Origin of the sequence: Vibrio sp. 1751 (assembly GCF_033339895.1) — a bacterium.
In the GTDB taxonomy this organism is placed as follows: domain Bacteria; phylum Pseudomonadota; class Gammaproteobacteria; order Enterobacterales; family Vibrionaceae; genus Vibrio; species Vibrio alginolyticus.
The window spans coordinates 1-13,702 of record NZ_JAWOVM010000096.1 but is presented as its reverse complement, the minus strand read 5'-3'; the positions used below and the strand labels follow the sequence as shown (position 1 = coordinate 13,702).

13 protein-coding genes and 1 tRNA gene are annotated in these 13,702 nt (G+C 45.8%); 9 read left to right on the top strand and 5 right to left on the bottom strand.

Annotated features, from left to right (window positions below; all coding sequences use genetic code 11):
- Positions 1-2 precede the first annotated feature (2 nt).
- Together R7041_RS20160 and orn are read right to left on the bottom strand one after the other, a co-directional pair.
- Positions 3-75, bottom strand: a tRNA-Gly gene (locus R7041_RS20160).
- A 156-nt stretch (positions 76-231) separates the two neighbouring features.
- Positions 232-777: an oligoribonuclease gene (gene orn / locus R7041_RS20155; RefSeq protein ID WP_017635574.1), complete on the bottom strand. Its 546-nt coding sequence runs from the start codon at positions 775-777 to the stop codon at positions 232-234.
- 129 nt (positions 778-906) lie between these two features.
- Between orn and rsgA the strand changes: the two genes are divergently transcribed.
- The 4 genes from rsgA to R7041_RS20135 all read left to right on the top strand — a co-directional run bounded on the left by rsgA (position 907) and on the right by R7041_RS20135 (position 5,547).
- A complete protein-coding gene (rsgA, locus tag R7041_RS20150; RefSeq protein WP_064368825.1) occupies positions 907-1,971 on the top strand; it encodes a small ribosomal subunit biogenesis GTPase RsgA in 1,065 nt (354 codons plus the stop codon).
- Between the two features lie 116 nt (positions 1,972-2,087).
- Positions 2,088-2,945, top strand: a complete 858-nt coding sequence (gene asd / locus R7041_RS20145) for an archaetidylserine decarboxylase (protein ID WP_005381465.1) — start codon at positions 2,088-2,090, stop codon at positions 2,943-2,945.
- Between the two features lie 166 nt (positions 2,946-3,111).
- The gene (locus R7041_RS20140) at positions 3,112-4,527 is read left to right on the top strand and encodes an SLC13 family permease (protein ID WP_025768799.1); all 1,416 of its coding nucleotides are present in this window, start codon (positions 3,112-3,114) and stop codon (positions 4,525-4,527) included.
- 132 nt (positions 4,528-4,659) lie between these two features.
- Complete coding sequence (locus tag R7041_RS20135; protein ID WP_064368826.1) at positions 4,660-5,547, top strand: DMT family transporter; 888 nt, start codon at positions 4,660-4,662, stop codon at positions 5,545-5,547.
- Between the two features lie 82 nt (positions 5,548-5,629).
- Here R7041_RS20135 and gpmM read toward each other — a convergent pair whose 3' ends face one another.
- Positions 5,630-7,162: a 2,3-bisphosphoglycerate-independent phosphoglycerate mutase gene (gpmM, locus tag R7041_RS20130; protein WP_064368827.1), complete on the bottom strand. Its 1,533-nt coding sequence runs from the start codon at positions 7,160-7,162 to the stop codon at positions 5,630-5,632.
- A gap of 547 nt (positions 7,163-7,709) precedes the next feature.
- On the opposite strand from gpmM, the gene R7041_RS20125 reads away from it, so the two are divergent.
- The 5 genes from R7041_RS20125 (at position 7,710) to R7041_RS20105 (ending at position 12,140) form a co-directional block, all read left to right on the top strand.
- Complete coding sequence (locus tag R7041_RS20125; RefSeq protein WP_005386415.1) at positions 7,710-8,144, top strand: rhodanese-like domain-containing protein; 435 nt, start codon at positions 7,710-7,712, stop codon at positions 8,142-8,144.
- A 225-nt stretch (positions 8,145-8,369) separates the two neighbouring features.
- The gene (secB, locus tag R7041_RS20120; protein ID WP_005386410.1) at positions 8,370-8,834 is read left to right on the top strand and encodes a protein-export chaperone SecB; all 465 of its coding nucleotides are present in this window, start codon (positions 8,370-8,372) and stop codon (positions 8,832-8,834) included.
- Between the two features lie 195 nt (positions 8,835-9,029).
- Positions 9,030-10,067 carry an NAD(P)H-dependent glycerol-3-phosphate dehydrogenase gene (gene gpsA, locus R7041_RS20115; RefSeq protein ID WP_005381474.1) on the top strand — a complete coding sequence of 346 codons (1,038 nt, stop codon included), beginning with the start codon at positions 9,030-9,032 and terminating at the stop codon, positions 10,065-10,067.
- 78 nt (positions 10,068-10,145) lie between these two features.
- A complete protein-coding gene (cysE, locus tag R7041_RS20110) occupies positions 10,146-10,967 on the top strand; it encodes a serine O-acetyltransferase (RefSeq protein WP_005381475.1) in 822 nt (273 codons plus the stop codon).
- Between the two features lie 27 nt (positions 10,968-10,994).
- The gene (locus tag R7041_RS20105) at positions 10,995-12,140 is read left to right on the top strand and encodes a murein hydrolase activator EnvC family protein (RefSeq protein ID WP_064368829.1); all 1,146 of its coding nucleotides are present in this window, start codon (positions 10,995-10,997) and stop codon (positions 12,138-12,140) included.
- A 74-nt stretch (positions 12,141-12,214) separates the two neighbouring features.
- On the opposite strand, the gene R7041_RS20100 is transcribed toward R7041_RS20105, so the two are convergent.
- Together R7041_RS20100 and R7041_RS20095 are read right to left on the bottom strand one after the other, a co-directional pair.
- Entirely contained in the window at positions 12,215-13,171 is a 957-nt protein-coding gene (locus tag R7041_RS20100; RefSeq protein WP_053307392.1) for an acetyltransferase, read from the bottom strand.
- A gap of 144 nt (positions 13,172-13,315) precedes the next feature.
- Positions 13,316-13,702: TetR/AcrR family transcriptional regulator (locus tag R7041_RS20095; protein WP_318128327.1), on the bottom strand; the 387-nt coding region annotated here is incomplete at its 5' end.

Here is a 13,702-nt window from a genome sequence, read left to right as displayed (position 1 = left end):
GGAGCGACACACGAGGTTCGAACTCGTGACCTCAACCTTGGCAAGGTTGCGCTCTACCAACTGAGCTAGTGTCGCATCAACAACGTTTCCGCTGTTTAGGGCTGCGAATTATAAGAGCATTTTTTTGTGATGCAAGTCCTTCCTTCAAAAAAACTTTATTTTTTTACTGAACGACGAAAAAGCAATCAAAAGCGATATAAATTACAACAATTTGGATCGCAACCTTAACAGTTAAATCTTGAAAATAGTACCTCGATAGTACTTAAGTTCTGCGATGGACTCACGAATGTCGTCCAAGGCCAAATGTGTTCCCTGTTTTGTGAACCCATTTAGCACCTCAGGTTGCCAGCGACGTGCTAGTTCTTTAAGAGTACTAACGTCAACATATCGGTAATGGAAGAACTCTTCCAACTCAGGCATATGCTTGTATAAAAAGCGACGATCCTGCCCAATGCTGTTACCACATATTGGCGACGCCCCTTTTGGCACCCATTTTTCTAAAAATTCAATGGTTTGTGCGACTGCGTCTTGTTCTGAGATTTGACTGTTTCGAACGCGCTCAACCAAACCGCTTGCCGTATGCGTATTAGTACACCAGTCGTCCATTTTCGCTAGTTCTTCTTCCGGCTGATGAATCGCTAAAACTGGACCTTCAGCCAAAATATTTAGTTCGCTATCCGTGACAATAGAAGCAATTTCGATGATTTTGTGCGTTTCAGGATCAAGCCCTGTCATCTCTAAATCAACCCAAATTAGGTTTTGATCGCTAAAGGACATGGTTACGCCGCCTATTTGTTTATCGATAAAAGAGGTACTATACCTCAAAATACGAGAAACACGATACTCATACACGGAGCCAAGAGTACGGCTCAACCATTTGAGTAAATTCACATAAAGTACAGAATTGTGGCAAAGAAGAAAAAGTTAACCAAAGGTCAGGTGCGACGCGTACGTAGCAACCAACAAAAGCGTTTGAAGAAGCAAGAAGATTCCATTCAGTGGGATGAAAACATGCTAGGCGCCAGCAAGCAAGGTCTCGTGATCACTCGTTTTGGTCAGCACGCGGACATTGAAGACCTTGAAACAGGCGAAATTCAACGCTGTAACCTCCGCCGTGGTATTGAGTCTCTAGTATCTGGCGATCGTGTTTTATGGCGCGAAGGATTGGAGTCTATGGCGGGCATCTCTGGTGTTGTTGAAGCGGTAGAACCTCGCTCTTCAGTGCTCACTCGTCCAGATTATTACGATGGCCTAAAACCCGTTGCAGCCAATATTGATCAAATGGTCATTGTCTCTTCGGTATTACCAGAGCTATCGCTAAATATTGTTGACCGCTATCTCGTTGCATCAGAAACACTGAATATTGCGCCATTGTTGGTCTTAAATAAGGTCGACCTTCTAGAAGCCGATGACCGTGCAATGTATGAAGAATGGCTCAAAGAATATGAACGTATTGGCTATAAAGTGCTTCTGGTCAGCAAGAAGTCTGGAGAAGGCATTGCTGAACTAGAAACCCTGCTGCGTGATCGAATTAATATCTTTGTTGGTCAATCAGGCGTAGGGAAATCCAGCTTAGTCAACGCGTTAATGCCGGAACTAGAGAGCGAAGTGGAAGAAGGCGAAGTCTCTGAGAACTCTGGCTTGGGCCAACACACCACGACGGCTGCACGTTTATACCACATTCCAACGGGTGGCGATTTGATCGACTCACCTGGAGTACGTGAATTTGGTCTTTGGCATTTGGAAGCAGAAGAAGTAACAAAAGCATTCGTTGAATTTCGACCATATTTAGGCGGTTGCAAGTTCCGAGATTGTAAACACAATGATGACCCAGGCTGCCTTCTACGTGAAGCTGTCGAGAACGGGGAAATTAACGAAACTCGCTTTGAAAATTATCATCGTATTTTGGAAAGCATGGTTGAAAACAAAGCAAATCGTCAGTATTCACGTAATAAAAAAGCCGATCTGTAATTGAGTTAAGGCTGTAACTGTGTAAAAAGTCTTCACCTAATACTGACAAGCAAATTAAATTTCAGTAACATCACGCGCCCTAAAGCGCGAATCTAACAGAAGTATCGGAATTAAAGATGGACAAGTTTAAAGTTGGACTGCAGTACTGGATCCCACAACACGGCCTCACTCGCCTAATGGGTAAACTGGCTTCAGCAAAAGCTGGCGGTCTAACAACAGCAGTTATTCGTTGGTTTATCAAACAATACAATGTGAATATGGATGAGGCAAAGCACTCAGATCCTAAGCATTTTAAAACGTTCAACGAGTTTTTCGTTCGTGAGCTAAAAGAAGGCGCACGCCCAATTTCTGAAGGCGAAAACGTCATCACTCATCCAGCCGACGCTTGTGTTAGCCAGTTTGGCCCTATTGAAGATGGTCAACTTATCCAAGCAAAAGGTCATCACTTCTCAGCACAAGAATTGCTGGGCGGTGACGCGAATTTAGCTGACGAATTTAAAGATGGTTCTTTTGCGACATTGTACCTATCTCCGCGCGATTACCACCGTGTACACATGCCATGTGACGGCACTCTGCGCCAAATGATTTACGTACCAGGTGACCTGTTCTCAGTAAACCCTCTGACAGCAGAAAACGTACCAAACCTATTTGCACGTAACGAGCGTGTGGTGTGTATCTTCGATACTGAGTTTGGTCCAATGGCACAGGTGCTTGTTGGTGCGACAATTGTTGGTAGCATTGAGCAAGTATGGGCTGGCACGATCACTCCGCCTCGTGGAAACACTGTCTACAAATGGGATTACCCAGCAGAGGGTGACAAGGCCGTGATCTTGAAAAAAGGCGAAGAGATGGGCCGCTTCAAACTGGGTTCTACTGTTATTAACCTGTTTGCCAAAGACGCGATTGAGTTTGACGCAAGCATGGAAAACGGTAAGCCAACCGTTATGGGCACACCTTACGCCTTGAAAAAATAAGTAAAACAACGTTAAAGAGCCCTTTATTAAGGGCTCTTTTTATTGATAAAAAGCAAAACTCCGTTCGAAATTTAGCCTCTATTTCTCAAACTCATACCTGCCTCTAAGACCCTCATTCCACAATCAATTATCCTGCGCTTAGAATGAATATTTAGAGGGGCAGCCAATGCCAAAGATGAGTGTAAACACGTTGGCGAAATTGCTGGTGTGCTTTTTAATTCCGCTCGGTGTTTTGATGATGCCGATCGATGCTATTCCTATTGACGATCTCACTTTAATTCAGCATCGCCTGTTGGCTATTTTTCTTCTTGCTGCCCTACTTTGGGTTCTCGAGCCGGTTCCCGTTTTTGCTACGTCCATTCTTATTATCGCTCTTGAACTGATCATGATATCGGATAAAGGTTTGCATCTATTTCGCAATCCACCAGCGGGGCATGATTTAGGAGAGTTAATTGCTTACACCGATATTTTCTCGGCCTTCTCTTCACCGATCATTATTCTTTTTATGGGTGGTTTTGCTCTCGCGATTGCGGCTTCCAAATACGAGCTCGACAACAACCTCGCCCGAGTGCTATTAAAACCATTCGGCACACAACCTAAGTTCATAATGCTGGGCTTGATGTTAATTACCGCCGTTTTTTCAATGTTTATGTCCAATACTGCCACGACCGTGATGATGCTAGCCCTGCTTGGCCCCATCGTCGCTTCAGCACCTAAAGGGGATTTAGGCATTAAAGCACTGGTGTTGTGTATTCCAATTGCCGCGAATACAGGCGGCATTGCGACTCCGATAGGCACGCCACCTAATGCGATAGCGCTTCAATATCTCACTGGAGAAAACGCGATAGACTTCCTATCGTGGATGACAATGGGTCTACCCTTTGTGTTGGTACAACTCACTGTAGCTTGGTTCTTGTTGCAAAAGCTGTTTCCGTCTAGCGAACCAGAAATGAAACTAAAGCTAGATGGTACATTCAAAAGGAGCTGGCGTGCGATCGTCGTCTACATCACTTTTGCACTAACCATTGTGCTTTGGATGACAACGAAAGTGCATGGCATGAATACATACGTTGTCGCGATTATCCCACTAGCAGTGTTCACGTTAACGGGCATTATGGGAAAAGAAGAGCTCAAGCTGATTAACTGGGATGTTTTATGGCTGGTTGCCGGTGGTATAGCAATTGGTATTGCCTTAGACAAAACGGGCTTAGCCGAAGCATTAGCGCACGCCATTGATTACAGCCTGCTATCACCATTTGCCGTTGTTTTAGCCCTATCGGTAGTGTGTTGGTTAATGGCGAACTTTATGTCTAATACCGCAACAGCAAACTTATTGATGCCTATTGCTGCCGCTATTGGTACATCAATGCCAAGCCTTATTGCGGTTGGTGGCCTACAAGGTTTATTGGTTGTCGTCGCCTTCTCCGCATCACTTGGCATGATCTTACCGGTTTCCACACCACCAAACTCTTTGGCTTATTCAACAGGCCTCATCGAGAGCAAAGACATGGCGAAAGTAGGCCTGATTCTCGGTTTGATTGGTCTACTTATCGTGTATGGCGCAGTTTTGGTACTGTTTTAATCGAAGAGCTCCATGAAAAAGCGTGTTGTCATGGAGCTGCTCGCCAGCTACTACCCTTACAGAGCGGCTTTTACATCCCATAAATTTCGTGCATATTAAGACTCCTCTACTCTACAAGGACGTCGACACATCATGGGTTACGAATGGCTTGCTTTATGCGCCGCTTTTCTGTGGGCAGTTTCTAGCCTAATTTCGGTCATTCCTGCACAACACCTAGGCGCATTTTCTTACAGCCGCTGGCGTATGGGCTGCACAGCCGTGATCTTATCAACAATGGCCTGGATGACTGGCGGCTGGTTAACGGTTTCTTGGGAACATGTAGCGCCAATGATGGCCTCAGGACTGATTGGTATTTTTATTGGTGATACCGCTCTATTCGCGTGTTTGAATCGTATGGGGCCAAGACAGGCCGGGTTACTCTTCTCTTGCCACGCCGTGTTCTCTGCCATCTTGGGCTACTTCTTATTTAGCGAAGTCATGACCACAATAGAACTACTGGGCGCATCATTGGTATTTAGCGGCGTGGTGATGGCGATATTCTTTGGCCGAAGAGGTCAAGTGAATAACGTCTTGGAAGACATTAAAGGTAACATCTGGGTAGGTATTGGACTTGGCTTAACCGCAGCAATGTGCCAAGCATTGGGAGGCATTATCGCCAAGCCAGTAATGCAAACCAGTATTGACCCAGTTGCGGCTTCTGCTATTCGAATGATCAGTGCCTTTTTCGCCCACAGCATGTTGTTAATTCTAGGAGTCAAAGTCGCTCGCTCGACGCAACACATTACTTGGCGCGTATTTGGTATTACTGCCCTTAATGGTTTCTTGGCGATGGCCGTCGGCATGACGCTAATCTTATACGCACTGCAAGAAGGAAATGTAGGTATGGTTGCACTTCTATCTTCAACCACGCCAATTATGTTGCTACCACTGCTCTGGATTTACACCAAACGCCGACCAAACCGATTTGCATGGTTGGGCGCAGCCCTAGCTGTGATTGGTGCGGGCATATTGGTTCAGTAACCTTGCAGACCAGCCCTTACTGCCAGATACAAAAAAGCCCGAGTTTAAACTCGGGCTTTTGTCATTCGGAGCCGTTAGTTAACTATTTAACTAGTACTTCACCCGTCATTTCTGCTGGGATTTCTAGACCAGCTAGAGAAAGCATGGTTGGTGCAAGGTCAGACAGTTTACCGCCTTCTTTGAATTCAACCGCTTTGTCACCTACATAGATTAGAGGTACTGGTAGGTTAGTGTGAGCAGTGTGGATGCCGCCAGTTTCAGGGTCGATCATCATTTCTGCGTTACCGTGGTCCGCAGTGATCAATAGTTGACCGCCAACTTCTTTGATTGCTTCAACCACTTTACCCACACTTTCATCTAGAGCTTCGATTGCTTTCTCAGCCGCTTCATAAACGCCAGTGTGACCAACCATATCTGCGTTCGGGTAGTTACAGATGATGGTATCGAACTTACCAGACTTGATAGCCGCAACCATCTTCTCTGTTAGTTCTGGAGAGCTCATTTCAGGCTGCATGTCGTACGTTGCAACTTTTGGAGAAGCAACCAACTGACGCTCTTCGCCTTCGAATTCGTTCTCAACACCACCGTTGAAGAAGAAAGTCACGTGTGCGTATTTCTCTGTTTCAGAGATACGTAGCTGAGTTTGACCTTGTTTAGATAGCCACTCACCGTAAGTGTTTTCTAGAGACGCAGGTGGGAATGCGATAGCTAGAGGGATATCAGCCGCGTATTGAGTCAGCATCACAAAGTTAATTGCTGGGAATGCTGCACGCTCAAAGCCGTCAAATGCAGGAACGAATGCACGAGTGATTTGACGTGCACGGTCAGCACGGTAGTTCATGAAGATAACCGCATCGCCATCTTGCATGATTGCCTCTTCTTGACCTTCCGCTTTGATAGCTGTTGCTTTAACGAATTCGTCGTTTTCTTCACGAGCGTAAGCCGCTTCTAGACCTGCAACTGCCGTTTCTGCTGTGAACTCAGCTTTAGCTTGAGTTAGAAGATCGTAAGCAACTTGGACGCGATCCCAGTTGTTGTCACGGTCCATTGCGTAGTAACGACCTACTAGAGAAGCAACGCGACCTTTACCTAGTTTCGCAAATAGATCTTGGAAACGTTGTAGTGAGTTTTCAGCACTACGTGGTGGTGTGTCACGGCCGTCTAGGAAGCAGTGTAGGTAGATTTTCTCTGCGCCACGCGCCGCTGCCATTTCAACTGCTGCGTAAATGTGGTCTTCGTGAGAGTGAACACCGCCTGGAGACATCAGGCCCATGATGTGTACTGCTTTTTCAGCTTTCACAGCAGAGTCGATTGCTTCAACTAGCGCAGGCGTTTGTTCGAACTCACCATCAGCAATTGATTTAGTGATACGAGTCAGGTCTTGGTATACAACGCGGCCTGCACCAATGTTAGTGTGACCAACTTCAGAGTTACCCATTTGACCATCAGGAAGGCCAACATCCATGCCTGAAGCAGAGATTAATGTGTGTGGGTTATTCGCAATCAGAGCATCCATTACTGGTGTTTTCGCATTCGCAATTGCGTTACTTGCTGTGTCTTCACGGTAACCGTAACCGTCAAGGATAACTAGAGCCAGTGGCTTCTTAGCTGACATAGTGATGACCTCATCAAATTTAAGTAACTTTTGGCGTAGGGCCTCGCTGCCCTATCTAACCTTGAAACAAAACTAGCGTAATTTTACTACACTTTTTAACCAAAACTGTAGGTTAAGATCAAATAATGTTTGCGATTTATTGTTGCTATCTTACAAGTTAAGCGAACAACGAGTCAGTGCCGACAATCGTGTTCCACAAGCATAGTCATTTCTAATACGCTTTGTACACCCCAGTCTAAGTTCGGTTTTCTTACGCTTCTCATTCTTATTTTTGCACTTGAAACAGCGCTAATTTAAAGCAACATCAAACAAGATGGATTAATACCTATTGTTCTCTTTTCTCAGTAAAACAGAAGTCACTTAAACCGATAAGTCCAATAGGCAAAAGCAATCAAGCTACCAGAGCAAAATGTACGGATAGTAAGGGCATAAAGGGTTTATAGAGATCTCAATTATTCGTTAGAAAATTTTAACCCTCTCGCCTAAGAGCCGTAACCTCGCTATACTCCTGCTTTATTTTTCCGCCAACAGCGTAAGAGCTCAAGACATGCAAGAGTACATTGAATTTTTCCAACAGAACATGATTCTATCTTTGGTTTGGGTAGGTCTTCTTGTCGCCTTTATCATGAACATCGTGAAATCAGCGACAGCCGCATACAAAGAAATCAACGTAAACCAACTGACTCATCTTATGAACCGTGAAAACGGCGTTGTAGTGGATATCCGTACCAAAGACGAGTTCAAAAAAGGTCATATCACCGACTCACTTCACATTTTACCGTCAGACATCAAAGCGGGTAACTTGGGTAGCCTTGAAAACCACAAATCAGACCCAATCATTGTTGTATGTAAGACAGGACAGACCGCTCAAGAAAGCGCAAACCTACTAGTAAAAGCTGGCTTCGAAAACGTGAGCCTACTAAAAAATGGTTTGATTGCGTGGAACGAAGCGAACCTGCCGTTAGTTCGCGGTAAGAAGTAGGAACGTGGCAAGAACGAAAGTTCGCGTTTAAACGCGCTTTTACCAAGCCTCGCGGACAAAAAACTGAGCAAATTGAAAGCAGTTGGAGCACTAAGTTGTGACGCTTTGCACGTAATACACGCTTCATCTAGTCAAGGTAGATTGGCTCAGTTAGTCTCAGGACATACCAGTTTTCTGAGCTTAGACGTTTCTAGGCTCAACAAATATTGATTTAAGGATTAAAAAATGGCTGAAGCAGCACCTCAAGACGCACAACAAAACTTCGCAATTCAACGCATCTTCCTAAAAGACGTTTCTTTTGAAGCGCCGAACTCTCCAGTAATTTTCCAGAAAGAGTGGAACCCAGACGTTAAACTAGACCTAGACACTCAAAGCCGTGAGCTTGGTGAAGGCGTTTACGAAGTTGTTCTACGCCTAACCGTTACTGTGAAGAACGAAGAAGAGACTGCGTTCCTATGTGAAGTTCAACAAGGTGGTATCTTCACTGCTGAACAAATGGAAGCTGGTCAACTTGCACATTGCCTAGGCGCATTCTGCCCGAACATCCTATTCCCATACGCTCGTGAAACTATCTCAAGCCTAGTCGTTAAAGGTACGTTCCCTCAACTGAACCTAGCGCCAGTAAACTTTGACGCGCTATTCATGAACTACCTACAACAGCAAGCTCAACAAGGCGAAGCTGAAGCGTAATTCACGTTTTATAAGTGACGAATAGCCACAGTGCTGACGTCACCGACTCAAATAAAATGCACAGAGCGTCTACCATTCGATGCAATGTGCATTTTTTATTTCTGACAAAAGTTCCTAGTTCCTAATCGCCAGAAGGCGTAAAATTTGACGATTAGGAACTAGATTCTACTAGTAGCAAGACAATTAGGCGGTAGCATGACACAAGCAAATACAAACAATGCTTACGGTAAAGACATCGCAATGACTGTGATTGGCGCAGGCTCATACGGCACCTCTTTGGCAATCTCACTCGCTCGTAACGGCGCGAACGTTGTCCTTTGGGGACACGAGCCAGAGCACATGGCTCGCCTAGAAGCAGACCGAGCTAACCATGCCTTTTTACCAGGTGTTGATTTCCCTGAAAGCTTGATCATTGAATCGGATTTAGAAAAAGCCGTTCAAGCAAGCCGAGATTTGTTGGTTGTGGTTCCAAGCCATGTCTTTGGCATCGTGCTAAACAGCTGTAAACCATTCTTGCGCGAAGACTCTCGCATCTGTTGGGCAACCAAAGGGCTTGAACCTGAAACGGGGCGCCTGCTGAAAGACGTCGCTTATGACATTATCGGTGAAAACTACTCACTAGCAGTATTGTCTGGCCCAACGTTTGCGAAAGAGCTCGCAATGGGTATGCCGACTGCAATCTCTGTTGCGTCTCCAGATTCTGAATTTGTTGCGGATCTACAAGAAAAAATCCACTGTAGCAAAACCTTCCGCGTATACGCCAATAGTGACTTTATTGGTATGCAATTGGGCGGCGCTGTGAAAAACGTTATTGCGATTGGTGCGGGTATGTCTGATGGTATCGGTTTTGGCGCCAATGCTCGTACCGCATTAATTACTCGTGGCTTGGCTGAAATGAGTCGCCTTGGTGCTGCGCTGGGTGCACAGCCAGAAACCTTTATGGGCATGGCGGGTTTAGGCGATCTTGTCCTGACATGTACCGATAACCAATCACGTAACCGACGCTTTGGCTTGGCATTAGGCCAAGGTAAAGACGTTGATACGGCTCAAGAAGAAATTGGTCAAGTGGTTGAGGGTTACCGCAATACAAAAGAAGTATGGCTACTTTCTCAACGTATGGGTGTTGAGATGCCGATAGTTGATCAAATTTATCAAGTATTGTATCAAGGAAAAGATGCGCGCTTAGCAGCGCAAGATTTACTGGCTCGTGACAAAAAAGCCGAAGGAAAGTAGCAATCTACCGCCCTTTGCAGCTCATCTGAGAAAAATTGAAGTTGTCGGGTCACGGAAGAACCACTCTGGATATTGAGAATGAAACACTGCGAAAAACAAAAAGTCTGGAACAAAATTGTCTCAGAAGCCCGTGAAATGTCAGAACAAGAGCCTATGCTGGCGAGCTTCTATCATGCCACCATTATCAAGCATGAAAGTTTGTGTGCCGCTCTGAGTTATATTCTGGCTAATAAATTGAACACCGCTTCCATGCCAGCGATGGCTGTACGTGAAGTGGTTGAAGAAGCCTTTGCAGCTGATCCAACCATCACTGACGGCGCGGCTTGTGATATTTGTGCCACGGTCAATCGCGACCCTGCTGTTTCAATGTACTCAATGCCATTGCTGTACCTAAAAGGCTATCACGCACTGCAAGGCTACCGAGTAGCAAACTGGCTATGGAAGCAAGGTCGTCACGCTCTTGCGACTTACCTACAAAATCAGATTTCGGTAGCATGTCAGGTCGATATCCACCCTGCAGCGCGCATTGGTAGTGGCATCATGCTCGACCATGCAACAGGCATCGTGATTGGTGAAACTGCCGTGGTCGAAAACGACGTGTCTATACTGCAAGATGTCACCCTTGGTGGTACTGGTAAAGAATGCGGTGATCGTCACCCGAAAATTCGCGAGGGTGTGATGATCGGCGCTGGTGCAAAGATTCTTGGCAATATCGAAGTCGGTGAAGGCGCGAAAATCGGATCTTGCTCTGTGGTATTGCAAGCCGTGCCTCCTCACACAACGGTGGCTGGCGTGCCTGCAAAAATCGTCGGACGTCCAAAAACGGATAAACCCTCTCTCGATATGGATCAAGGCTTTAACGGCAAGTCGCAAAGCTTTATCCATGGAGATGGTATTTAATCGTCAACAAACCTTTTTGACAACAACGTGGTAGGTAACTCTCAAGTGCGAAAACAAAATCACCCTGTTCTACGCTCGGCTATTTTATTAACTTGTGCTTTATCTGCCACTTATCCCATTACCTCCTCTGCTGTGAGTCAGCAAGAGCTCAAAGGCGTATCCAGTGAGATAAGCCGTCAGCGCAAATCGCTCTCTTCCCAAGAAAAGCAGCTCAATGAGTTACAGAAATCATTAAAAGATCAAGAGCTTGGAATTTCTAAGCTTGAGCGTGAAATACGACAAACCAAGTCTAACCTCGCACAAGCAGACAAAAACATAGAAAATCTAGAAGAGAAAATTGCCTTGCAAGAAGCACAGCGTCAAGAGCAAGAAGAAGAACTCAAACAGCTGCTGCAAACGTATTACGTAACCGAGCGAGCGAAGGCCAATGGTCACTTGTTAAATCAAGGTGTGGAAGAAGACCGCATGAGCCAATACTTCCAGCATTTAGCTAAAGCACGTGCTGAAGTGATTGATGCGATCACCAAAATAACCCAAGAATTAGCGCACAACAAAAACCAGCTCGAGCTAGAAAAAGAGCAAATCGAGACTCTGCTCAAGCAGCAATCCGAAAAACGTACAGCGCTAGCAAGTACACAATCCAAGCGTAAGCAAACCCTGAATAAGATTCAGAGCAGTATCAAGAATGACAAACGCTACTTAGCCGAGCTGCAACGCAACGAAACCCGTTTAAAAGCAGAGATCGCCAAAGCAGCGAAGCGTAATGCGGTGCCAATGGACGGACTCGGCAAACAGCGCGGTAAGTTGCCTTGGCCACTCAAAGGCAGTGTGTTACACAACTTTGGTACGCGACAAACTGGGCAGGTAAACTGGAAGGGCATGGTGTTGTCTGCCAACTATGGTCAACAAGTGAAAGCCGTTTATCCTGGTACTGTCGTATTTGCTGAGTATCTGCGCGGATACGGTTTAGTGGTACTGCTCGACCACGGAAAAGGTGACATGACCCTCTATGGTTACAACCAAGCGTTAACTAAAAAAGAAGGCGATCGAGTCACCGCAGGCGAAGTGATTGCTCTCGCGGGTGATACGGGCGGTCAAGACAGGCCATCGCTGTACTTCGAAATTCGTCGTAATAGTGAAGCGCAGGATCCGAAATCTTGGTTAAAGCGCTGATTATCTGACTTATTGACTTATCATAAAAAAAGGAGCCACTCGGCTCCTTTGTTGTATTCATGTTTTGGAAAATGCTATGCGTAGTAGGTTTCTACCGCATCAATAAAAGCATGCACATCATCTTTGCTTAACGCGTTGATTCCTGCCGCCGCCTCTCGCCCCCCACCTGTCGGGAACTGACCACACACGGCCACGGCACCTTGTTTATTGTTTAACGGGGCACGGAGTGAAACCGTATAAGTACCATCTGCATTTTCAGTAAGTACCGCATGCGCAGAGTCAGGGGTTTGGTTTGCTAGCCAGTTGCCATAAACACCACTGATTCGGCGTGATGCCGCCGTGTTTGGTAACTCAAACAACTTCAGCTTACCGCTCTCATGCATGGCAGGCACTGCGAGAGCCGCCTCCATGTCTTGTTGGTAAGCCGATTGCAATTGGTAGTATGGCGAGGCCGTATCTTCAATAGCTTCAAATGGTGACGTGTACTTCAGCAAAGCTCGGTACAGCTCCGCAGGGTGAAAGTGTAAATCTTCGACTTTCGATCCGTAGCCGTTGTAGTTAATTAAAGTACCCAGCTCTTTTAGCTGCTCTTTCTGTTGCTGCGACAAGCCCGCGTTATTCGCTAACTCATCGGCTTTAGCAATCATGTTATCGCCATAAGCCGCCGTAATCGCCCAGTCATGAAAACGCCCATCAAGCAACTTATCGACAATCAACGCCGTGCACATGTTGGCATCGAGATCGATGTGCGCATCCAAATTACCATGCTGAGGAATGTCGCCCGCTTTGTGATGATCGGCGTAAAAGACGTGCGCGCCTTGAGCCAAAGCTTGCTCTAGACCTGCCATGTTCTTTTCCATCGAAATGTCTAACACAGTCAGCTCATCACCCGCTTGCACATCTACTTTTTCCACCAGCTTGATGTCGCGCTTTACACCGGTTATTAACTGGGCATCGACAGGATCAGCCAAACGCAATTGTAGAAGAGCAATGATGCCATCAGCATCACCATTAAAAATGTCGTAATTCATGGGGCGATAGTTCCTTTATCGAGAATCTTATCCCTGCAAGGGTTTTTAGCGTATGGGACTATTGTGCGTGGCATATTTGACAAGTCAACTCGAGCCACGACTCGAAAATGAGAGTGACTCTCGAAATATTAAGCAGTTTGACGTTTAACTGTGTAGATTGCTAACCGCATCTTCTAATAACAGTAGCTGCTCTAAGCCCTGCTCAGTTGCTAATGGCTTAACGACATTAAGCATCTGCAACATCCCTTGCTTCACCATTTGCTCGGTAATGTTGGTTTTTGAAGCCATCGCGGATTGATACGCCAACCAACTACACGCAATCAAGTGCAATGTACATACCAATGACTTCAACTGTTGTTGATCGACATTCAACAGCTTCATCGTTACGAACTCTTGCATAATAGCAATGAGGTTCGCTTGCAGCTTCTCTTGCACATCGATGTACTGTTCGTGTAGCTGTTCATCTCGTGACAAGATTTCTGGTAAGTTTGCGTAGAAAAAGCGGTATTTCCACATCAAGGTAAAAATAGA